Source organism: Variovorax rhizosphaerae (assembly GCF_037889975.1).
GTDB classification, from domain to species: Bacteria; Pseudomonadota; Gammaproteobacteria; order Burkholderiales; family Burkholderiaceae_C; genus Variovorax; species Variovorax rhizosphaerae.
The window spans coordinates 176,193-197,501 of the sequence record NZ_JBBKZT010000004.1; the positions used below are offsets into that span (position 1 = coordinate 176,193).

24 protein-coding genes are annotated in these 21,309 nt (G+C 63.7%); 8 read left to right on the forward strand and 16 right to left on the reverse strand.

Going from position 1 to position 21,309, the window contains the following annotated elements:
* Positions 1–75 precede the first annotated feature (75 nt).
* Positions 76–1,206, reverse strand: a complete 1,131-nt coding sequence (locus WKW82_RS10020; RefSeq protein WP_340342137.1) for an acyl-CoA dehydrogenase family protein — start codon at positions 1,204–1,206, stop codon at positions 76–78.
* A gap of 109 nt (positions 1,207–1,315) precedes the next feature.
* Between WKW82_RS10020 and WKW82_RS10025 the strand changes: the two genes are divergently transcribed.
* Complete coding sequence (locus WKW82_RS10025; RefSeq protein ID WP_340342138.1) at positions 1,316–2,836, forward strand: CoA-transferase; 1,521 nt, start codon at positions 1,316–1,318, stop codon at positions 2,834–2,836.
* Positions 2,837–2,885: 49 nt separating this feature from the next.
* On the opposite strand, the gene WKW82_RS10030 is transcribed toward WKW82_RS10025, so the two are convergent.
* From WKW82_RS10030 to WKW82_RS10060, 7 genes are all read right to left on the reverse strand, one after another.
* Positions 2,886–3,401, reverse strand: coding sequence for a hypothetical protein (locus tag WKW82_RS10030; protein ID WP_340342139.1), 516 nt, complete (start codon positions 3,399–3,401; stop codon positions 2,886–2,888).
* Between the two features lie 25 nt (positions 3,402–3,426).
* Positions 3,427–3,885, reverse strand: coding sequence for a deaminase (locus tag WKW82_RS10035; RefSeq protein WP_340342140.1), 459 nt, complete (start codon positions 3,883–3,885; stop codon positions 3,427–3,429).
* Positions 3,882–4,445, reverse strand: coding sequence for a dihydrofolate reductase family protein (locus WKW82_RS10040; protein ID WP_340342141.1), 564 nt, complete (start codon positions 4,443–4,445; stop codon positions 3,882–3,884). Before WKW82_RS10040 ends, WKW82_RS10035 begins: the two co-directional genes overlap by 4 nt.
* Positions 4,446–4,656: 211 nt before the next feature.
* A complete protein-coding gene (locus tag WKW82_RS10045; protein ID WP_340342142.1) occupies positions 4,657–6,168 on the reverse strand; it encodes a tripartite tricarboxylate transporter permease in 1,512 nt (503 codons plus the stop codon).
* A gap of 13 nt (positions 6,169–6,181) precedes the next feature.
* Positions 6,182–6,670: a tripartite tricarboxylate transporter TctB family protein gene (locus WKW82_RS10050; protein WP_340342143.1), complete on the reverse strand. Its 489-nt coding sequence runs from the start codon at positions 6,668–6,670 to the stop codon at positions 6,182–6,184.
* 214 nt (positions 6,671–6,884) lie between these two features.
* Positions 6,885–7,286 carry a phage holin family protein gene (locus tag WKW82_RS10055; RefSeq protein ID WP_340342423.1) on the reverse strand — a complete coding sequence of 134 codons (402 nt, stop codon included), beginning with the start codon at positions 7,284–7,286 and terminating at the stop codon, positions 6,885–6,887.
* A 212-nt stretch (positions 7,287–7,498) separates the two neighbouring features.
* The gene (locus WKW82_RS10060) at positions 7,499–8,554 is read right to left on the reverse strand and encodes a sugar phosphate isomerase/epimerase family protein (protein ID WP_340342144.1); all 1,056 of its coding nucleotides are present in this window, start codon (positions 8,552–8,554) and stop codon (positions 7,499–7,501) included.
* A 273-nt stretch (positions 8,555–8,827) separates the two neighbouring features.
* Between WKW82_RS10060 and WKW82_RS10065 the strand changes: the two genes are divergently transcribed.
* Complete coding sequence (locus WKW82_RS10065) at positions 8,828–9,796, forward strand: S1C family serine protease (RefSeq protein ID WP_340342145.1); 969 nt, start codon at positions 8,828–8,830, stop codon at positions 9,794–9,796.
* 196 nt (positions 9,797–9,992) lie between these two features.
* Here the strand turns inward: WKW82_RS10065 and WKW82_RS10070 are convergent, their stop codons facing one another.
* Positions 9,993–10,775 (reverse strand): IclR family transcriptional regulator, encoded by a 783-nt coding sequence (locus WKW82_RS10070; RefSeq protein WP_340342146.1) that lies wholly within the window; start codon positions 10,773–10,775, stop codon positions 9,993–9,995.
* Positions 10,776–11,033: 258 nt separating this feature from the next.
* Here WKW82_RS10070 and WKW82_RS10075 point away from each other — a divergent pair, with 258 nt between their 5' ends.
* From WKW82_RS10075 to WKW82_RS10095, 5 genes are read left to right on the forward strand one after another with little or no spacing between them, the layout of a single operon-like run.
* Positions 11,034–11,993 carry a TRAP transporter substrate-binding protein gene (locus WKW82_RS10075; RefSeq protein WP_340342424.1) on the forward strand — a complete coding sequence of 320 codons (960 nt, stop codon included), beginning with the start codon at positions 11,034–11,036 and terminating at the stop codon, positions 11,991–11,993.
* A 19-nt stretch (positions 11,994–12,012) separates the two neighbouring features.
* Positions 12,013–12,462 carry a type II 3-dehydroquinate dehydratase gene (locus WKW82_RS10080; RefSeq protein WP_340342147.1) on the forward strand — a complete coding sequence of 150 codons (450 nt, stop codon included), beginning with the start codon at positions 12,013–12,015 and terminating at the stop codon, positions 12,460–12,462.
* Entirely contained in the window at positions 12,459–13,031 is a 573-nt protein-coding gene (locus tag WKW82_RS10085) for a TRAP transporter small permease (protein WP_340342148.1), read from the forward strand. Before WKW82_RS10080 ends, WKW82_RS10085 begins: the two co-directional genes overlap by 4 nt.
* Complete coding sequence (locus tag WKW82_RS10090; protein ID WP_340342149.1) at positions 13,028–14,308, forward strand: TRAP transporter large permease; 1,281 nt, start codon at positions 13,028–13,030, stop codon at positions 14,306–14,308. Before WKW82_RS10085 ends, WKW82_RS10090 begins: the two co-directional genes overlap by 4 nt.
* Before the next feature lie 47 nt (positions 14,309–14,355).
* Positions 14,356–15,354, forward strand: coding sequence for a TRAP transporter substrate-binding protein (locus WKW82_RS10095; RefSeq protein ID WP_340342150.1), 999 nt, complete (start codon positions 14,356–14,358; stop codon positions 15,352–15,354).
* Positions 15,355–15,386: 32 nt separating this feature from the next.
* Here WKW82_RS10095 and WKW82_RS10100 read toward each other — a convergent pair whose 3' ends face one another.
* The 5 genes from WKW82_RS10100 to WKW82_RS10120 all read right to left on the reverse strand — a co-directional run bounded on the left by WKW82_RS10100 (position 15,387) and on the right by WKW82_RS10120 (position 18,743).
* Positions 15,387–15,692, reverse strand: coding sequence for a YciI family protein (locus WKW82_RS10100; protein WP_340342151.1), 306 nt, complete (start codon positions 15,690–15,692; stop codon positions 15,387–15,389).
* Positions 15,693–15,834: 142 nt separating this feature from the next.
* The gene (locus tag WKW82_RS10105) at positions 15,835–16,521 is read right to left on the reverse strand and encodes a hypothetical protein (RefSeq protein ID WP_340342152.1); all 687 of its coding nucleotides are present in this window, start codon (positions 16,519–16,521) and stop codon (positions 15,835–15,837) included.
* A gap of 63 nt (positions 16,522–16,584) precedes the next feature.
* Positions 16,585–17,739, reverse strand: a complete 1,155-nt coding sequence (locus tag WKW82_RS10110) for a Shedu immune nuclease family protein (protein ID WP_340342153.1) — start codon at positions 17,737–17,739, stop codon at positions 16,585–16,587.
* A 74-nt stretch (positions 17,740–17,813) separates the two neighbouring features.
* Entirely contained in the window at positions 17,814–18,179 is a 366-nt protein-coding gene (locus WKW82_RS10115) for a DUF6697 family protein (RefSeq protein WP_340342154.1), read from the reverse strand.
* A 78-nt stretch (positions 18,180–18,257) separates the two neighbouring features.
* The gene (locus tag WKW82_RS10120) at positions 18,258–18,743 is read right to left on the reverse strand and encodes a hypothetical protein (RefSeq protein ID WP_340342155.1); all 486 of its coding nucleotides are present in this window, start codon (positions 18,741–18,743) and stop codon (positions 18,258–18,260) included.
* 138 nt (positions 18,744–18,881) lie between these two features.
* On the opposite strand from WKW82_RS10120, the gene WKW82_RS10125 reads away from it, so the two are divergent.
* Positions 18,882–19,112 carry a site-specific integrase gene (locus WKW82_RS10125; RefSeq protein WP_340342156.1) on the forward strand — a complete coding sequence of 77 codons (231 nt, stop codon included), beginning with the start codon at positions 18,882–18,884 and terminating at the stop codon, positions 19,110–19,112.
* Between the two features lie 125 nt (positions 19,113–19,237).
* Here WKW82_RS10125 and WKW82_RS10130 read toward each other — a convergent pair whose 3' ends face one another.
* On the reverse strand, positions 19,238–20,395 hold the full coding sequence (locus WKW82_RS10130) for an acyl-CoA dehydrogenase family protein (RefSeq protein ID WP_340342157.1): 1,158 nt from the start codon (positions 20,393–20,395) through the stop codon (positions 19,238–19,240).
* Positions 20,396–20,502: 107 nt separating this feature from the next.
* Positions 20,503–21,303 carry a CPBP family intramembrane glutamic endopeptidase gene (locus tag WKW82_RS10135; RefSeq protein ID WP_340342158.1) on the reverse strand — a complete coding sequence of 267 codons (801 nt, stop codon included), beginning with the start codon at positions 21,301–21,303 and terminating at the stop codon, positions 20,503–20,505.
* Positions 21,304–21,309: the final 6 nt, after the last annotated feature.

The window sequence follows — 21,309 nt, forward strand, 5'->3', positions numbered from 1 at the left end:
CGGAACCGGCTTTGCCGGGCCGCTGGGTGCGCCCCCTTGAGGGGGAGGCGCCGCAGGCGCGTTCGGGGGCGGGCTTCATTTCAGAAGATTGCGCGCGATGATCACGCGCTGGATCTGGTTGGTGCCCTCGTAGATCTGCGTGATCTTGGCGTCGCGGTACAGGCGCTCGACCTCGTACCCGCGGATGTAGCCGCTGCCGCCGAAGATCTGGATCGCGTTGCTGCTGTGGGTCACGGCGGCATCGCCGGCAAAGCACTTGGCCATCGACGATGCGGCGGTGGCGTCCTCGCCCGCATCGATCTTCGAAGCGGCCGAGCGCACCAGCAGCCGCGCCGCCTCGGTGTCCTTGGCCATGTCGGCCAGCATGAATTGGATGCCCTGGAATTCGGAGATCGGCGCGCCGAACTGCTTGCGGATCTTGGCCTGTTCCACCGAGGCATCGAGCCCAGCCTGCAGGATGCCGACGGCCAGCGAAGCGATGCCGATTCGGCCCTTCTCCAGCACGCTCATCATCATGTGGAAGCCGCGGCCTTCGGTGCCCAGCATGGCATCGGCGGGCAACACCACATCGTTGAAGGCCAGTTCGCCAACCTGCGACGAGCGCTGGCCCAGCTTGTGTTCCTTGGGCCCGCGCGAGACGCCGGCCGAATGGCAGTCGACGATGAAGATGCTCATGCCGCGCTTGCCGGCGGCCGGATCGGTGCGGGCCAGCACGAAGGCCACGTCGGCCACCGGCGCGTTGTGGATCCACAGCTTGGCGCCGTTGAGCACCCAGCCGTCGCCCTTGCGCACGGCGGTGGTCTTCACTCCCGACACGTCCGAGCCTGCGCCGGCTTCAGTGATGCAGTAGGCGCCACGCTTCTGTGCGCGGATCAGTGGCTCGATCCACTGTTCTTTCTGTGCGTCGGTGCCGTGGGCGCAGAGCAGGGTGGTCAGCAATTCCACCAGGCCGCACTGGTCGGCGATGGAGCCGTAGCCGCGGCTCAGTTCCTCCATCACGATGCTGTAGGCCAGGCAGTCCAGGCCGGCGCCGCCATAGGTGTCAGGCACCGTGATGCCGAACAGGCCGCTCTCGCCCATCGCTGCATAGATGTCGCCGGCGAAGGCTTCTTCCCGGTCCAGGCGCTCCGCTTGCGGGCGAATCACCTCGTTGGCAAAGCGCTTCGCCATGTCGGCGACTTGAGTGTGTTCCATCGTCAATTTCATGCTCGTCTCCTTTGAATTAGGGTGAAACCCTGATGTATGTAACTGGTTAGTTATTACAATCATGGCAGACGTTTGGCCCGTCGGTCAAGCGCAATCACAAGGAAACGCAATGAAAAAAGTCAGAATCGTTGGCGCCGACCAAATGGCGAGCGAAGTTTTCGATGGCGCGACCGTGGTGCTCAGCGGCTCCGGCGGTGGCTTGCAGGAGGCGGATCACATCGCAGAGGCGATCGAGAAGCGCTTCCTCGCCACGGGGCATCCGCGCAATCTCACGTTGATCCACGGCCTGGGCATCGGCGACGGCATCGCCACCGGCATCACGCGCTTCGCCCACAAGGGCATGGTCAAGCGCGTGATCGGCGGCCACTGGAGCTGGTCGAAGAAGATGCAGGAACTGGCGCGCACCAATGAGATCGAGGCCTACACGCTGCCGGCCGGGCCGATCCAGACCCTGATGCGCGAAACGGGCGCCGGGCGCCATGGGCTGGTCACGCACATCGGCCTGCACACCTTTGCCGACCCGCGCCACGGCGGCGGGCGCTGCAACGACAAGGCGACGGAAGACCTGGTCGAAGTCATCACGCTCGGCGGCAAGGAACTGCTCTGGTACAAGCCGATCCAGGTCGACTTCGCGCTGATCCGCGGCACCGCCTGCGATCCGCAAGGCAACCTCACCTCGCGCGAGGAACCGTCGGAAATGGACGCCTTCGCCGCGGCGATGGCCGCGCACAACTGCGGCGGCAAGGTGCTGGCGCAGGTGCGCGACGTGCTCGACGAATCCATCTCGCCGGCCCGCGATGTCAGCGTACCGGGCGTGCTGGTCGACATGGTCTGCCAGTTCGCCGCGCAGACCCAGACCACCGGTGCGGCCTACGACCTCAGCATGAGCGGCATGCAACGCGCGCCCGACACTCGCGCCGCCATGCCCTTGCCGGATGGAGTGCGCTATCTCATCGCGCGCCGCGCCGCGAAGGAACTCCGCGCCGACGCCTGCGTCAACTTCGGCTTCGGCGTGCCGGATGGCATCCCCGCCGTGGCCCAGGCCGAAGGCCGCGAGATCGGCTGGACCACCATCGAACAAGGCCCGCACAACGGCGAGTTGCTCGGCGGCCACCTGTTCGGCGCGACGCGCTATCCGAGCGCCATCGTCAAGTCGACCGAGCAGTTCGACTTCTTCAGCGGCGGCGGCGTCGACATCGCCTTCCTCGGCATGGGCGAGCTGGATGCGGAAGGCAACGTCAACGTGTCATGGCTGGGAGACAGCATCGTCGGCCCGGGCGGCTTCGTCGACATCACGCAGCGCGCGAAGAAGGTGGTGTTCTGCGGCACCTTCGAGGCGAAGGGGCTGGTGGTGGAGCATGAAGGCGAGGAGGTGTTCATCCGCCGGCATGGCGACGTGTCGAAGCTGGTGAAGAAGGTGCGGCACATCACCTTCAGCGGCGCGCGGGCGCGGGCGGATGGGCAGGAGGTGCTTTACGTGACCGAACGGGCGGTGTTCCAGCTGACGCCGAACGGGCTGCGGCTGATTGAAGTGCCGCCGGGGGTGGATGTGCAGGCGGATGTGCTGGATCGCATGCCGTTCGAGGTGGAGGTGGGCATTGCCCTTTCTCCATGCACGGAAAGCGCCTGAACAACGCAATCCGGCCCGACGAGACCGCGGGTGGCAGGTCCGACGCGAGTCAGCCCCCGTTGCCTCCTGCCGGCGGATTCTCGAACTTGCTCACGATGTCCGTCACGAAGCGCTCCGAGAACCCTGCGATGAATGACCAGAACAGCATCTTTGCGTAGTCCACGCCGGTGCCATGCACGGCGAAGATGTTTGAAAATCCCTTGCGATCGTCTGAAGCATCGGGAACGAACTTCGGGAACAGGTCGCCGCTGACGAGCGTGGACAGGAAGAGCACGTACAGCACGATCGCCAGAATGCCGCCGACCAGTGGCGACAGGCAGACGTAGACCCACGAGTTGGCCAGCAGCGTGAGGTCATCGGCCGACATGGTCTTGAGCCGGCGCTGCAGGCCGACGAAACCGCCAACCACACCCACGGCGAACGCGGCCATGGGCGCGGCGATGATGTCCTCCGTGGGCCCGTAGTTGGAGAACAGCGCGCCCGAGACCACCACCACGACGAGTACGCCGAGACACAGCGCAAGTCGATTGCTGATCTTCCGGATGTTGGCGAGCGTATCCGTCATGAGGCCTCCCGTGCTTGTGTCGGCCTCATTGTGCGACGGATCGAGGCGGGCCCGCGTCCATCAGGGCGGGGCCGAAGTACATGCGGCTGACACCCGCCCGCGCTGCAGCGGCTTCGCACAAGGCGCAAGGGCGCGATGTCGAGTACAGCACCGAACCGGCCAGGTCGGCGCGCCCGAGGCGGCGCTGCGCATCGCGGATGGCCACGCGCTCCGCATGCGCGTTGATGTCCTTGTCCTTCACCACCCGGCTTGGACCTTCGCCCGCGAGGGTGCCGTTCAGCACGACGACGGCGCCGTAGGGCTGGTCGCCCCATGATTCGGCAAGCGACTTTTGCGCAGCGGCTGCTTGGTACCAGCTGCCGTCTGGCACGGCTGGAAACGCACGGCCAGCGGCGTACGACCCGGCAGGGGCAAACGCGAGGGCCGCAGTGCGAACCATGGCCACGCGGCGCGTGCAAGCGGTAGCGGGAAGCTTGTCGATCATGACCGTCCTCCTGGTACCTCGTATCGAAGTTCCGCGAAGCCGGCGCCGAAACTTCGCGCGGATGTCAGCCGCAGTGCGGCGGCTCCGGTGATCCGGCGCGGGAGAAGCGGCTTGCCTGTGGCCAGCGTGACCGACCCGATCTGGACGATGACCTCGTCCAGCAATCCCGCGTCGTGGAACTGACCCGCCAGGTCCCCGCCGCCGACGATCCACAGGTTCTTGCCCGATGCGGCCTGCCGCATCTGCTCGTGGACCGGGCGGACATCTCCTTGCACGAAGCGGATGTCGGCCCCTTCTACCCGCTCATGCTGGCGAGACGACAACACCCACGTCGGTTGCGTGTAAGGCCACGGCGCTTGCTTGCCGGTCCCCGGCTTGACGACATGGCGGAGCATCCACGCGTACGTGGACGAGCCCATCGCCATCGCGCCGACCTCCTGGATGAAGGCCGGGTAGCTCGTGTCGTTGATGTGGCCGAGGGGGAAGAGCCATTCGAGCGAGTCGTCCTCCGTGGCGATGAAACCGTCGAGGCTCGAGGCGGTGTAGTACTGGGTTTTCATGGCGCTTTCATGGTGGCGATTCATGTCGGATGTGAGCCGCACAAGGCATCGGACGCATTCTGGACAGCGCTGGCGCAGGGTCAAGCATCTCCCCCGCTCTTGCCGAGCTGCGGGATGGCGCAGCATCGCATCAGGTTCATCACCGCGCCAACAAAAAAGCCGCCCTCAGGCGGCTCCCTCGCATCACCGGGGATGCCCGGCCGAGTCGCGCTCACTCCTCCACGAACGCCTCTTCCCGCTTCGCCTTGATCGAAGGCAGCAGCACGATTCCCAGCAGCAGCAGCGCCGCCAGCAGCAGCCCCGCCGACAGCGGTCGCGTCACGAACACGCTCCACGTCCCGCGCGACAGCAGCAGCGCGCGGCGCAGGTTCTCTTCCATCATCGGCCCGAGGATGAAGCCCAGCAGCAGCGGCGCGGGCTCGGTCTTGAGCTTGAGGAACAGGTAGCCGATGAAGCCGAAGGCAGCGACCATCCAGATGTCGAAGGTGTTGTTGTTCGTCGAGTACACGCCAATGGCGCAGAACAGCACGATCGCCGGGAACAGGAACTTGTAGGGCACGGTCAGCAGCTTGATCCACATGCCGATCAGCGGCAGGTTCAGGATGATCAGCATCGCGTTGCCGATCCACATCGAGGCGATCAGGCCCCAGAACAGTTCCGGGTTGCTGGTCATCACCTGCGGGCCCGGCTGGATGTTGTGGATGGTCATCGCGCCGACCATCAGCGCCATCACGGCGTTCGGCGGGATGCCCAGCGTCAGCAGCGGGATGAAGGAGGTCTGCGCACCGGCGTTGTTGGCCGATTCCGGCGATGCGACGCCGCGGATGTTGCCCTTGCCGAAAGCGACTTCGCCCGGGCGCATCTTGATCTTCTTCTCCAGCGCATAGGCCGCGAAGGCCGCCAGCAGCGCGCCGCCACCGGGCAGGATGCCGAGGGCTGAGCCGAGTGCCGTGCCGCGCATCACTGCCGGCGCCATGCGCTTGAAGTCGTCGGCGGTGGGCCACAGGCCCTTGACGTTGGCGGTGAACACTTCGCGTTCGGAGTCGGGCTGCGAGAGGTTGCCGATGATTTCGCCGTAGCCGAACACGCCCATGGCGATCACCACGAAGCCGATGCCGTCGGTCAGTTCGGGGATGTCGAAGCTGAAGCGCGCCACGCCCGAGTTCACGTCGGTGCCGACGATGCCGAGCAGCAGCCCCAGCACGATCATGGCCACCGCCTTGATCAGCGAGCCGGAGGCCAGCACCACCGCGCCGATCAGGCCCAGGCACATCAGCGAGAAGTACTCGGCCGGGCCGAACTTGAAGGCCAGTTCGGTCAGCGGCGGCGCGAACGCGGCCAGGATCAAGGTGCCCACGCAACCCGCAAAGAACGAGCCCAGACCGGCGGCGGCGAGTGCCGGACCCGCGCGCCCCTGCCGCGCCATCTGGTAGCCGTCGATACAGGTCACCACCGAGGACGATTCCCCCGGCAGGTTCACAAGGATGGCGGTGGTTGAGCCGCCGTACTGCGCTCCGTAGTAGATGCCGGCCAGCATGATCAGCGCCGACACGGGTGGCAGCGCATAGGTGGCGGGCAGCAGCATCGCGATCGTCGCGACAGGCCCGATGCCCGGCAGCACGCCGATCAGCGTGCCCAGGATGCAACCGACCAGGCAGTACAGCAGGTTGGTGAAGGTGAACGCGACACCGAAACCGAGCGCGAGATTGTTGAAGAGTTCCATGAGTCAGGTCTCCTCAGCCCGTGATGAACGTAGGCCAGACCTGGATCTGGAGTTTCAGCGCCCAGATGAAGGCGATGTAGCTGCCGACGGCAAGGATGGTGGAGAGCACCAGCACGTCGCGCAACTTGAAGTGTTCGCCAGCGAGGCTGGAGATGATGGTCAGCGCATAGATCGCGATGATCATGCCCATGGCAGGGACGCCGATGCTCGGCAAGCCACCGAGCAGCACGCCGAACGCGAGGTTGGCCACGATCACGAAGAACAGCGGCTTCCAGGCCCATTTGCCGATCGGCTCGCCGTCCGCGGTCTCGACGATCATGCCCTCGGCCATGATGATCACGCCGAGGATCGCCAGGATGATGCCGAGCATCAGCGGGAAGTAACCCGGCCCCATGCGGGCGCCGTCTCCGATGTTGTAGGTGGTGGCGCCGATGGCGAAGGCGCCCCCGACGGCGGCGAACATGACTCCTGAAAAGAAGTCGGTCTGACTCTTGATGCGCATGGCGGATGTGTCCCCAGTTGGTCGGGGAAGCATCGTGTCAAGAGCCTGACCATTGACTGACCAAGCCTGTACGCACTAACGCGTATCGTTGTCTTGCGCTATCAAAAAAATAGCGAAATGTGGCGCTTGAACCTGACTTCCAGCGCCGTCTATCAGTCGATTCGCGCGTGAAGCTTGGCGCGGCAAGCACTTGCGAGCTGGCTGTGACAGGCCACTACAGCCACTGCCCGCTGCTGGGCATCTGGATCTGGATGTCCGGCGTGCCACCCACGAAGAAGCCGCCGATCACGATGCTGAGCACCGAGATGAAGAGACTTGCGAACAGCGCCGTCCAGAAGCCCGACACGTGGAAGCCGCGCACCAGCGCCGCCACCAGCAGGATCATCAACGCGTTGATCACGAGCAGGAACAGCCCGAAGGTCAGCAGCGTGAGCGGCAGCGTCAGCACGATCAGCAGGGGTTTGACGACGGCATTGGCCAGGCCCAGCAGCAAGGCCGAACCGATCAGCGCTCCCGTGCTGTCGAACTTGAGGCCGCGGAACAAAAGGCTCGCGAGCCAGAGGGAAAGGGCCGTGATGGCCCAGTGAAGCAGGAAGGGGGTGAGGTTGGCAAGCATGTGGTCCATTTTCAGTGAACCAGGGCGACGACGAGCGGATGCTCTGCGAGTGGGCACCCGCGGAACGGGCTTTACCGGGCCGCTGGGGGCGCCCCCTCGAGGGCTGAGGGCCGCGGCTCCGAGCCTGCCTGCGCAGGCTCGGACGGCCCGCAAGAGCAGCCACCTCTGGCAGCCGCCCGGGCGCCGCAGGCGCATCGGAGGGTGGGCCTGTTTCAGCCGATGCCGAGCACCCGCTTGTTGGCCGCGGTGTCGATGCCGCCTGCCGCGAAGTCGTCGAAGGCCCGGTCGGCCACGCGGATGATGTGGTCGGCAATGAAGGCCGCGCCTTCGCGCGCGCCGTCCTCCGGGTGCTTGATGCAGCACTCCCACTCCAGCACCGCCCAGCCCGGGAAGTCGTACTGCGCCATCTTCGAGAAGATCGCCGCGAAGTCGACCTGCCCGTCGCCCAGCGAGCGGAAGCGTCCGGCGCGGTTGATCCACGACTGGAACCCGCCGTACACGCCTTGCTTGCCGGTCGGATTGAACTCCGCATCCTTCACATGGAAGATCTTGATGCGCTCGTGGTAGTGGTCGATGTAGTCCAGGTAGTTGAGCTGCTGCAGCACGAAGTGGCTCGGGTCGTAGAGCAGGCAGGCGCGCTTGTGGCCGCCGACGCGCTCCAGGAACATCTCGTAGGTCACGCCGTCGTGCAGGTCTTCGCCGGGATGGATCTCGTAGCAGACGTCGACGCCGGCGTTGTCGAAGGCATCGAGGATCGGCAACCAGCGCCGGGCCAGTTCGTCGAAGGCTTCCTCGATCAGACCCGGCGGGCGCGGCGGCCACGAGTACAGGTAGGGCCATGCGAGCGCGCCGGAGAACGTGGCATGCGCGGTCAGCCCCAGGTTGGCCGAAGCCTTGGCTGCGAAGTGCAGTTGTTCGACCGCCCATTGCTGTCGTTTGACCGGATCGTTGCGGACTTCGGCCGCGGAGAAACCATCGAAGCCGGCGTCGTACGCGGGATGCACCGCCACGAGTTGGCCCTGCAGGTGCGTCGAGAGTTCGGTGATCTCCAGCCCGTGCGAAGCCAGCGTGCCCTTCACCTCGTCGCAGTAGGTCTGGCTTTCGGCGGCCTTCTTCAGGTCGAACAGGCGACCGTCCCAGCTCGGGATCTGCACGCCCTTGTAGCCGAGTCCCGCGGCCCATGCGGCGATGGCGTCGAGCGAGTTGAAGGGTGCACTGTCGCCGGCGAACTGGGCCAGGAAAATCGCTGGCCCCTTGATGGTCTTCATTCAGTGAATCTCCGTGGGTGAATGCGGCGCCGATGATGCGGCGCGGCGATTCCGCAGTCAACGCGCGCGCGTCGCGCGGACGCCGCGCTTCTTGTCGTGGGTCCACGATGCAAGCCGATGGGAGGGCCGTGCACATTACGACCCCGCGAGGCCGGCGGCGCGCTTCCGGGCGCAGCACAACGGTGTACGGATCGGCGAGCCGACTGGCCTCGACGCCCGGCCTTGCGTTTGCGAGCCCCGCCACCACCTGAGTCACCTGGAAGGAAAGCAATCATGGGTGCACGACCGGAATTCACGAGCGACGACGCGCTTCTCGATGCCTACTCCGAGACGGTCGCCTCGACCGTCGAGAAGGTGCAGGACGCGGTGGTGTACATCGCCGCGCACAAGACGGCCGCACGCGGTCGACAGGGCGGCGCCGGCTCCGGTTTCCTGTTCACGCCCGACGGCTACCTGCTGACCAACAGCCACGTCGTGCATGGTGCGACGTCGCTCGAAGTGGTGCGCCCGGACGGTACGCGCAGCGACGCGCAATGGGTCGGCGAGGACCCCGAGACCGACCTGGCGGTGCTGCGCATCGGCGCGAGCCGTGCGCTGTCGCATGTCGAGCTGGGCGACTCGTCGAAACTGCGCGTCGGCCAGGTGGCCATCGCGATCGGCAATCCGCTCGGCTTCAATCACACCGTGACGAGCGGCATCGTTTCGGCGCTCGGCCGCTCGCTGCCGTCGAACACGGGCCGGATGATCGACAACGTGATCCAGACCGATGCGGCACTCAACCCCGGCAATTCGGGCGGCCCGCTGCTCGACACGCGCGGCCGTGTGATCGGCGTCAATACGGCCATCATCCCCGGCGCGCAGGCGATCTGTTTCGCCGTCGCGGTGAACTCGGCCAAGTGGGTGGTGCAGCAACTGTTCGCGCATGGCCGCGTGCGGCGTGCGTTCATCGGGCTGTCGGGCTCGACCGTGCCGATCTCGCGCCGCGTGGCGCGCTTCCTGGACGTGCAGCAGGACACCTCGGTGCGCGTGTCGGCCGCACAGGAAGGCTCGCCCGCCGCGTTGGCCGGACTCAAGGCCGACGACCTCATCATCGGCATCGACGGAGCGCCGGTGCGCACGGTGGACGACCTGCAGCGCCTGCTCGACGAATCGCGCATCGGCAAGCTCTGTGTGCTGCGCGTCCTGCGCGGCGCGCAGCCGCTCTATCTCAGCGTGACGCCGTTGGAGTCCAAACGGAATTGAGCGCGGGAGCGCCTGGTCTGATCCCGGCGGCGGGGCTCATTTCAGTTTTCCACCACGCTAATCGCGTGACCCACGACGCATGAAACCAGTGCGAGCAATGCCTGTTCGTGGGCACCCGCGGATCCGGCTTTGCCGGGCCGCTGGGTGCGCCCCCTTGAGGGGGTGCGCCGCAGGCGCTGCGGGGGTGGGTTTCATTTCACGCGCGGCGCTTGAACATCGCCGACGCGCCGCTCGCATGTGCCACGTCTTCCGCCGTCGCAAGCAACGCCGGGCCGAGTTCCAGCATGCGGTCTTCCGTCAATCGAACCAGCGGCCCGGCGATGGTGATCACGCCGATGGTCCTGCCATTGCCGATGCGCACCGGCGCGGCCATCGCCGTCATCGCCGGCGCGAACACCTCGTTGATCATGCTGAAGCCGCGCTTGCGCGCCGCGCGCACGTAGGCCAGCACGGCCTTCACGGTGGTCGGCGCCTTGGGGCCGAATTCGCCCGGCTTGCCGAAGCCCTGTCGCGCAACCAGTTCCAGCGCTTCCTCGTCGGTCATCGTCGAGAGCCAGGCGTGCCCCGCGGAACTGCATGACAGGTTGACCGACAGGCCCATGTCCGGGTCGTAGCGCAGCCCGCGCCGCGCGCCCTGGGCCTTGGCCACGAAGGTGAGGTCGTCGCCATCGACCACGGCCAGCCGCACCAGTTCGCCGGCTTCGTTGGCCAGGTTGTCGAGCAATGGTTGCGCCACATCGACGATGCCGCTGTTGCTGAGGAAGCTCAGGCCCAGCGACACCAGCTTGATGGTCAACGTGTAGTCGCCGTGGCTCTGGTCCTGCCGCACATAGCCGCAGCGCACCAGTTCGACCAGCAGGCGGTGCGTGGCGCTCAGCGGCATGCCGAGGTCGGCCGCCAGCGAAGAGAGCGGCCGGCCTTCCGGATGCTCCGCCAGGTGCTCCATCAGTTTGAAGCTGCGTTCAAGTATTGCGCTCATGTCTTGGTGTCCGCGGCCTCCGGTGCAGTGCAGTGCTGGGAAGGGCCTCGTCTCGTGGTGCGGAACCGTCACTGTACTCCCAGAATGCGCAAGTGTTTTCCCTACTGGAAAAGTTTTCCACTAAACCTAACATCGCCCCGCATCGGGACATGAACGTGTCGAAATGCATCCGTGTCCCCGCCCGATCCTTCCTCCCTGGAGTCTGTCTTGAGAACCCTTCTTCTTCGTTCGCTGGCCGCCGCCGGCCTGTCCCTGGCCATGGTCGCCTCCGCCGTCGCGCAAGAGGCGCAGGAGCGCGTGATCCGCTTCGGCCACCTGAACAATGCGGACCATCCGGTGAGCTTCGGCGTCAAGCGCTTCGCCGAACTGCTGGCCGCCAAGAGTGGCGGCAAGATGAAGGTGCAGGAGTTCCCGGCCTCGCAACTCGGCAACGAACTGCAGCAGCAGTCCGCGTTGCAGGGCGGCGTGCAGCAGATGTCGGCGCCGGCCACCACCTCGCTCGCGGGCATCGTGAAGGAGTTCGGCCTGGTCGACTTCCCGTTCTCGGTGAGCAACTTCGCGCAGGCGGATGCGTTGCTGGACGGCCCGCTGGGCCAGGCGCTGATCGCCAAGTTGCCGGAGAAGGGCCTGGTCGCGCTGGGCTACTGGGACCTGGGCTTTCGCAACGTCACCAACAGCAAGCGTCCCATCACCAAGGCCGAGGACCTTGACGGCCTGAAGATCCGCGTGATCCCCAACCCGGTGTTCCTCGAGACCTTCAAGTCCTTCAAGGCCAACCCGGTGCCGATGCCCTTCGCCGAGCTGTACGGCGCGCTGGAGGCCAAGGCGGTGGATGGCCAGGAGAATCCGTACTCGGTGATCCTGTCGAACAAGATGTTCGAGGTGCAAAAGTACCTGAGCGCCACCAACCACGTCTATGCGGCCAACATCGTGCTGGTCAGCAAGAAGTTCTGGGATGGCCTTTCGCCCAACGAGCAGAAGTGGATGAACGAGGCCGCCAACGAGGCGCGCGGCTACCAGCGCCAGGTGAGCCGCGCGGCGGCACAGAAGTCGGTGGGAGAGCTGCAGGCCAAGGGCATGCAATTCAACGAGGTGAGCCCCGCCGAGCAGGCCCGCATGCGCCAGATCGCCAAGCCGGTCACCGACAAGTTCGCGGCCAGCTACGACCCGGCCATGGTCAAGCTCTACAACGACGAACTCGCGCGCATCCGCAAGTGATCACGCAGGACACATCAGCATGAAGATCCTCGTCCTGCACGGACCCAACCTCAACCTCTTCGGCCGGCGCGAGCCGCACATCTACGGCCACACCACGCTGGCCCAGATCAACGAGCGGCTGCAGAAGCTGGCCACCGAACTCGGCGTGACGCTCGACATCCTGCAGTCGAACCACGAAGGCGCGCTGATCGACTTCCTGCACGAGAACATCGACGCGGCGCAGGGCGCGCTGGTCAATCCTGCCGGCCTGACGCAACATGGCGTCCCCCTGCATGACGCCATCAAGGCCATGCCCTTCCCCACGCTGGAGGTCCACATGTCCAACATCGCCGCACGGGAAAGCTGGCGCGCGCATTCGATCATCTCGCCGGCCGTGAAGGCAACGATCCAGGGCCTCGGCCCGATCTCGTACCTGGCCGCCCTGCGCGCGCTGGTCGAGACCCTGCGCGAAAGCGAAGCTGCTGCATGAACCGCTGGATCGACCGCGCCTGCAAGGTCGTCGAGGCCGTCATTGCGCTGTTCCTCGCGGTGATGGTGGTGCTGGTGTTCGGCAACGTGGTGCTGCGCTACGGCTTCAACTCGGGCATCACGGTGTCCGAGGAAGTCTCGCGCTGGCTCTTCATCTGGGTCACCTTCCTCGGCGCCATCGTGGCGCTGAAGGAGCATGGCCACCTCGGCGTGGACATGGTGGTGCAGAAGCTGCCGCCCATCGGCAAGAAGTTCTGCGCCGTGGCCGGCCACCTCATCATGATCTACATCACCTGGCTGCTGTTCCAGGGCAGCCTGGCACAGACGCGCATCAACTGGGACGTGACTGCCCCGGTCACCGGCGCCTCGATGGCGATCGTCTACAGCGTGGGCATCGTGTTCGCGGTGCTGGCCGGCGGCATCCTGCTGCTCGACCTGGTGCGCATCCTCACCGGACAGATCGCCGACAAGGACCTGGTGATGATCCAGGAGTCGGAAGAGTCGGTGCAGTTGCAGCAGATCCTCGGAACTAACGCCGCGGACGCGTCGCACGGAGGCCGCAAGCCATGACCATCCTCGTCTTCGTCGGCTCGCTGCTGCTGGCCATGGCCATGGGCATCCCGATCGCGTTCTCGCTCCTGGCCAGCGGCGTGGCGCTGATGTGGCACCTCGACCTGTTCGACGCGCAGATCCTTGCGCAGAACGTCATCGGCGGCGCCGACAGCTTCCCGCTGCTGGCGGTGCCCTTCTTCATGCTGGCCGGCGAGGTCATGAACGTCGGCGGGCTCTCGCGGCGCATCGTCAATTTCGCGATGGCGCTGGTAGGCCACGTGAAGGGCGGGCTCGGCTACGTGACCATCCTGGCGGGTTGCCTGCTGTCGGCGCTGTCGGGCTCGGCCGTGGCCGATGCGGCGGCGCTGACCGCGCTGCTGCTGCCGATGATGGTGAGCGCCGGGCACGACAAGGCGCGTTCGGCCGGCCTCATCGCCGCCACCGGCGTGATCGGCCCGGTCATCCCGCCGAGCATCGGTCTGGTGATCTTCGGCGTGGCGGCCAACGTCTCGATCTCGAAGCTGTTCCTCGCGGCCATCGCGCCGGGCCTCATGATCGGCGGCGCGCTGTGGCTCACCTGGGCCTGGCTGGTGCGGCGCGAGAAGATCATCCCGCCGCCGCGCAAGTCGGCCGCCGACATCATGCGTGCCTTCCGCGATGCGCTGTGGGCCTTGCTGCTGCCGGTCATCATCCTGGTCGGCCTGCGCATGGGCGTCTTCACGCCAACCGAGGCCGCCGTGGTCGCTGCGGTGTATGCGCTGTTCGTGTCGATCGTGATCTATCGCGAGATCACGTGGAAGGACTTGTACGGCATCTTCGTCGGCGCGGCCAAGACCAGCGCGATCGTGATGTTCCTCATCGCCGCGGCGATGGTCAGCGCCTGGCTCATCACCGTGGCGGACCTGCCGTCGAAGGTGGTCGGGCTGCTGCAGCCGTTCATGGGCAACAAGATCCTGCTGATGTTCGCGATCATGGTGCTGGTGATGATCGTCGGCACCGCGATGGACATGACGCCGACCATCCTGATCCTCACGCCGGTGCTGATGCCGATCGTCAAGGCTGCCGGCATCGACCCGGTCTACTTCGGCGTGCTGTTCATCATCAACAACTCGATCGGGCTCGTCACGCCGCCGGTGGGCACGGTGCTCAACGTGGTGGCCGGGGTCGGGAAGATATCGATGGACGATGTCACCAAGGGCGTGGTGCCATTCATGATCGCGGAGTTCGCAGTCATGTTCCTGATGGTGCTGTTCCCGCAACTGGTCATCTGGCCGGCCCGCTTCTTCAGCGGCTGATTCCAGCCATCGCTTTTCGATTCATCAAGAAGACAGGAGATTTGCTCATGAAGATCTGGAAGACGCTCATCGCCACCGCCGCCGTGCTCGCCATGGCCAGCGCCGGCGCGCAAGTGAAGGAACGCAGCCTCAAGTTCGCGTTCCAGAACCAGACCGGCCATCCGCAGGCGCAGGGCGCGCAGAAGTTCGCCGACCTGGTGGCGGCCAAGTCGGGCAACAAGATCAGCGTCAAGCTGTTCGCGGGCGGCACGCTCGGCGGCGACCTGCAGACGGTGTCGGCGCTGCAGGGCGGCACGGTCGAGATCACGGTGCTGAACGCTGGCATCCTCAGCGCGCAGGTGAAGGAGTTCGCGGTCTACGACTTCCCCTTCCTGTTCAACAACGGGCAGGAAGCCGATGCCGTGACCGACGGGCCCTTCGGCCAGAAGCTGTTCGCCAAGCTGGACGAGAAGGGCCTGAAGGGGCTCGGCTACTGGGACCTGGGCTTTCGGAATCTCACCAACAGCAAGCGCCCGATCACCAAGGCCGACGACATCGCCGGCCTGAAGATCCGCGTGATCCAGTCGCCGATCTACGTCGACCTGTTCAACACGCTGGGTGCCAACGCGACGCCGCTGCCTTTCCCCGAGCTGTATCCGGCCCTCGACCAGAAGGCGGTGGACGGCCAGGAGAATCCGAACACGGTGATCCTGTCGTCCAAGTTCGCGGAGGTGCAGAAGCACATCACGCAGACCCGCCACATCTACAACCCGCAGGCGCTGATCATCAGCAAGAAGACCTGGGACTCGATGAGCGACGAGGAGAAGAAGATCATCTCCGACGCCGCCACTGAAGCCACGGCCTTCCAGCGCGGCGTGTCGCGCGGTGCGGCCGACAGCGCCCTGGCCGCGCTGAAGACCGCCGGCATGACCGTCAGCGAACTGCCGCTGGCCGAGGTGGCCAAGCTCCGCGAGAAGGTCAAGCCGGTGATCGACAAGTACACCGCGACCGTGGGCGAGGCGACGGTGAAGGAACTGATGGCGGAAGTGGCGAAGGTGCGGAAGTAGGGCGCGCTTGCCTGGCTATTTCAACGCTGCCCTCAGGACTGCGGGTCGAGCCGGAAGACGCGCAGTTCCTGGTCGCCGCGACAGGCCTGGGCGATGCGCGCCGCCCACGCGATGGCCTCATCGCGCGAAGGCAGTTCCAACGCGGTGAAGCCGCCGTCGAGCGTGGGCGTCAAAGGAAAGCCGCCCGTTGCAATCGCGCCGTCAGCAGAGACGAGAACGGGCGGGGCGTCTTCGTCGATTCCGCCGGCGAAGACGTAGACGCCAGCGGCTTTCGCCTCATTAATGACGGCGTCTGCGTCGCGGCCCACCGCTCCCAATTCGCCATGGGGCACAACCATCGCCGCGCTGGAAAAGAGATCAGGTATTTGGCCATGGTGTTCCTTCTCGTGATTGACGCGGTCGCGAAGCCTATGTGCGGCCTCTGACGTTGGGATTCATCTCAGTGATTGCCACGGCAGTTCGCTGGAACGAAGGGTAGATTCATCTTGACCGCTTAACCCTGCCAAGGTAGCCCGCAATACTAAGAACGATAAGACTCAAAGTAGCAAAGACCTGCAGAAAAAACAAATTTGCAATTTGAAGTTTGTCTGCGGCATAGGAAACGTTGGTTAACGTACTAACATATAGCGATGCAAGCACGGACACGCTGATATTTTCAGACTTCAATGATGTAACAGAGTAGAGGGCGGCCGAAAACAGGAAGATCTCCAAATAACTGCGGAGGGCAAGCTTCATTCGCGCTTCATTTGGTAATTTAGAGGCATTTCGGGAGGTCGTTATGTCGATCCCGAAAGCGATTGCAATCTCAAAACTGCGAGAAATTGAGCGCCAAACGATGAGTGCGACCGAGATGCCGAATGGACCGTAGCCCTCATGCTCCGTTGCTGCTACCGCGACAAAAATGATCGTGCTGAGGAGAAGGTTCCAAAGGTTGTAGTTCGCGATTAGGCGGGCTCTCAGTGCCACACGTTTGAACCCAGGTGGATTTATTAGCTTGCAGTTTCTCGCGAGCCAATAGCTAGGACTTACCAACATTGATATGTGGGGTGATGCAAGTTTCCAAGAAACATGCTTCCAGCCGGCGAAATATGCGAACACACCTATGCGCAATACGGCCTCCAATATGCCGTAGAGAACTAGCGCGATGATCAGGTTCAGTGCATCCATAAATCTAACGACCAAATTAACCTGCAAAAATGCCCCGTAATTTTGCCCGCATGGAACCTACAGTTAAATTTCATGCTGTTCGACGATGAAACGGGCCCGTTCATATAACTCATCGAACGTGATGATTTCAGGGCTAGACGTATTGCGTCTGAAAAGTTCAAATGAGCGATACCGCTCCTGATTGACCCCCTTGTCGCTGACGAATTCCTGCAGGCTACCAATGACCATGAATGACTTCGGAACGAAGTTGAACGCTTCTTCGCCCGTTGGGTTGCCAACGTCATCAGTTATTGAGAGCTTCGTGCGAATGGACTCAGTGGCTAGCGCGACGGTTCCATGTACTTGCGAAACTCCGCCTGCCAGTTCGTCCGACGGGGCCCAGCAACCGGAGCGATATGCCTTTGTTTGCAGCAAGGCAGTTTTGTGGGTCTTGATTTCAGTAAAGCACAAACTTGAGATAACGCCTCTGGTTCGGAGAAGTGTATCAACTCGCTTGCCGTGCTCTGAAAAGGTGTGCCCATGAACAACCTGCTCGAGCTTTTTTTCGTCAAGCGAAGATAGATGGATGTAACTCAAGCCATAACCAAATATCCAAGGGTTTTTTTCGAAAAATTTTTGCCAAACACCTTCGTCTTTGCATTGCTTCTTCACTTTCACTTCTTCGAAGTAGTCCGGATCTTCCAGGAGCTTGCAAAAAACTTGCAGCTGCCTCTTTCTATATCCAACCGCGACCACGTCTTCTTTGGTGATGGTTGACCGGAGTACTTCAGCGAAAAGCTCTTGGTTGTCGTGAAATATCGCTTGCGCTTGGGCATTGGAAAGCACGACCCGGCGTAGATCTTCGTCAGTGATTTTCTGCGAGCCACGTTCCGTCAAACGCATAGTCTGAACATGGTTCAGGAACTCTACGAGTTTGCCAATTTCTTCACCGATAAATGCGAAGCTAGCGTTGTGTGGCTTGTTTGTGGCAACCGTGTATCCTTGGATGCTGAGCACGAAAGTCTTGCGGTTGTCCTCAAAAAATTTCGCGGTAATGCATGACTTGGCACCCTCTTTGTGTCGAATTACCAATTCATCCTTGACTGACGCGAACGCATACGTTTCAGGCTGTTCCAACAACTTGGTCGCTATCCGAACCTTGCGGTCTGGATTGCCAAATGCATCCAGTCGTGGACTGATGTAGGTTGTCCCTGGTTCCGGATTTTGGTAGTTGTCCATTGGCGATTCGTCAGATGGCGCTGTTGGAAGGGACCGGTGAGACGCCGCCGTAAGCGATCGGCTCGACTGCTGAGTTAGGCCAATTCAACGGCAAGAGATACGTCTGATGGCTCGCGTCCTGAATCGGCGACCAGCGAGGCAAATGTGGGGCCTGAGTAGTGCGATGCGACTACTCGCAGCTTTCCGCAGTATTCCCATCTGTTGACCCCACGCTTCAGGAATACAGGAAGCGGTTCGCGTTGTTGCGCAAGCGCGGCACCCGCAGCGGCGATGATTGGACCCCGCCCGCATAGTACGACGCTTGGAGCGCGCGGGTTCAAATTTGGTTTGACGCACACGGCCACAACCTTGCCCCCTACGGTGGGAAGGTAAGCCTGTTTGCTGCCGCCGAGCGCCTCGTGGATTTCGTCTCTGGAATACTCACCGCCGATTTCGAACATAGCGCTCCGATGATTGATTTGATGGGGCTTAACGTACGAGTTCACCGGCTGCCGAAGACACTTCGCTGGAGCACGGGGCTATTTTTGAGAGCCAGCCATTTTGCGCGGCTGCGATTCTTGCTTTCGCCAAGAGCGGAAGCCAAGACCAGAGGCAATGGTGCCCAGCACGACGCAGACTCCGCCGATGTACATCCAGAGCGTTCGCATAAAAGCGAAATGCTTGTTCAGGTCACCGTGCTTCTTTAGCTCAACGATGGCCGTATCGACTGCCGGCATCAAGAGCTTGGTTTCATCGTTGAGTTTCCAGAAGTCGGCCAGTAGTGCCGCCCGCTTCGTTGCGTTGGCTTCTGCGCGAACAGACTTGGAAAGGTCAACCTGTCGGTCGATCGCTGCCGACAATCGAGCATATGCGGCCTTCGCTGCGTTTGCCTTCTCGTCAGCGTCGATTCTTCGCAATTCAGCTTGGTGGAATCGCTCAACCGCCACCGTGCCGCCGAGGACAGCGATGACAATTCCACCGACAGCGAAGAACTTGCACAGCTTGTCGGTTGGAAGTTCAGCCACAAGTCACTCCTTTAGCCTGCGGGACACGATGCGCAATAGTTTGTAGCACAAAGAGACCTGAGCGAACTGCCGATTCATCCTGCATTGGGGCAAGCGCCATCCGCGGGACACAGGGGCGGTCAAGGTGGAAGCGTTCCTGTGGACCTCGCAGTGGAGCGCAACGTTGCGGCCTCCACGCACAACCTCTACAAGAACGTCTTCGGTGCCGTCCTGCCATGGCTCGACGAGGCAGTGCAGGCGCGCACGCTCAAGCGCCTGCCGGTGATGCTCATGCAGCGCGAGGTGCGCGATCAGCTGGATGAACTCAACGGGCCGATGTGGCTCAGGGTGAGCCTGCAGTACGGCACCGGCATGCGCCTGCTCGAATGACTGCGGCTGCGCGTGTCACAAGCGACGTGAGCACCACCATGGCCTCAACGCACGTCCTCAACAAAGGCGGTCATGGCGTGCTGAGCCCGCTCGATGCGCTCTGGGCGAGCAGCAGGTACGGCCCACTACCGCGGCGGCCGCTTCGCAATCCCCATCGTCTTGGCGAGGATCCCCAGCATCACCTCATCCGCCCCGCCGCCAATCGACCCCAGCCGCCCATCCCGGTAAAGCCGCGACACCCGGTTCTCCCAGGTGAAGCCCATCCCGCCCCAGAACTGCAGGCACGTATCCGCCACCTGGCGCGTAAGGCGCCCGCACTTCAGCTTGGCCATCGACGCCAGCTCCGTCACGTCCTGCCCTTCCACATGCAGGTCGCAGGCCCGGTAGGTAAGGGCGCGCAGCGCTTCCACCTCGGTCTTCAGTTCGGCCAGCTTGAACTGCACCCATTGCTGGTCGGCCAGCGTGCCGCCGAACAGCTTGCGCTGCTGCGCCCATTCGATGGTGTCGCGGATGCAGTCTTCCATCGGCGCCAGCGAACTCGCCGCGGCCCACAGCCGCTCTTCCTGGAACTGCTGCATCTGATAGACGAAGCCCTGGCCCTCTTCGCCGATGCGGTAGCGCTGCGGCACCCGCACGTCGTCGAAGTAGATGAGGCCCGTGTCGCTCGAATGCATGCCGATCTTGCGGATCTTCTTTGCCTTCTCGATGCCCGGCAGGTTCATCGGCACCATCACCAGCGACTTGTTGCGATGCGCCGAGCCCTCGCTGGTGTTGACCAGCATGCACATCCAGTCGGCCTGGAAGCTGTTGGTGATCCACATCTTCTGACCGGTGATGAGGTAGTCGTCGCCGTCCTTGCGCGCCACGCTCTTGAGGCCGGCCACGTCGCTGCCGGCGCCGGGTTCGCTGACGCCGATGCAGCCGACCATATCGCCGGCAATGGCGGGCGCCAGGAACTCGCGGCGCAACTCGTCGCTGCCGAAGCGCGCCAGCGCCGGCGTGCACATGTCGGTCTGCACGCCAATGGCCATCGGCACCGCGCCGCAGCTGATGTGGCCCAGCGCCTCGGCCAACGCCATCGCGTACGAATAGTCCAGCCCGCCGCCGCCGAAGGCTTCCGGCTTGTTCAGGCCCAGCAGGCCGAGGTCGCCCATGCGCTTGAAGACCTGGTGCGCCGGAAAGGCCTCGGCCTCTTCCCATTCGTCGACGTGCGGATTGATTTCCTCGTCGATGAAACGGTGCATCGTCTTCTGGATCTCGAGGTGTTCGTGTGTGTACTGCATGGTGAGGGCGACTCTAGGGGCGGCAGGTGCGCAGCGGCTTGCGATAACTGGCTGGCAGGCCCGGTGGCCGGATTGCCGCCTGCAAGGCCTGGCGGGCGGGTTGCTGGTCAGCGCGCGCGCGGCGACAGCATGCGCCGCAGCGCCATCGTGCCGCAAGCCGCCGCTGCCAGCGACGCGAGCCAGACCATGGCCACGCTGGTCATCGACACGTTGCCGGAATGGCTGCTCATCAGGCGGCCCATCGCGAACGGGCCGCAGTTGTACGCACCATGCAGCGCGATGCAGGGAATGAGCGAGCGCGTTCGTTCGTAGAGCCAGCCGAGCACCATGCCCATCGCGACGCCGACCACGAACTGGTAGATGTTCATGTGCGCCGCACCGAAGAGAATCGCTGACCAGAGGATCGCCTGCCCCCTCGAATACTGCCGCAGGAAGCCGCGCAGCACGATGCCGCGGAACAGCATCTCCTCCAACACCGGCGCCAGCACGCACGCGGCGATCACCGATGCGATGCCGCTGTCGCTTATGCGCTGGAACAGCGTTTCTTCCCACCTCGACATGGGCGCGATGCGCACCAGCACCTCCAGCACCGCCGAGATCATCAGCATCAGCGCCGGAACCAGCAGCAACACCGGCGGCACGATGAGCGCCAACGTCGCCCGGCGGGATGCCGACGAGTGATGGAACAGGCTGCGGTAGGTGATGTTCTGGAAATGCATCACCACCACGAACACGCAACCGTGGGCGAGCACCAGGGTGAGCGCGCTGAGCTGGTCGGGAGTCAGCTGGACGAAGCCGCGCATGTCCCGCAGCGCCGCGCCGACAAACAGCTGGCAAAGAAGCAGCGCGCCATACAGCAGCACGGCCTGGAATGCCGTGGGAAATGCCTCTCCCTCAGGTCGCTGCATAGTCGA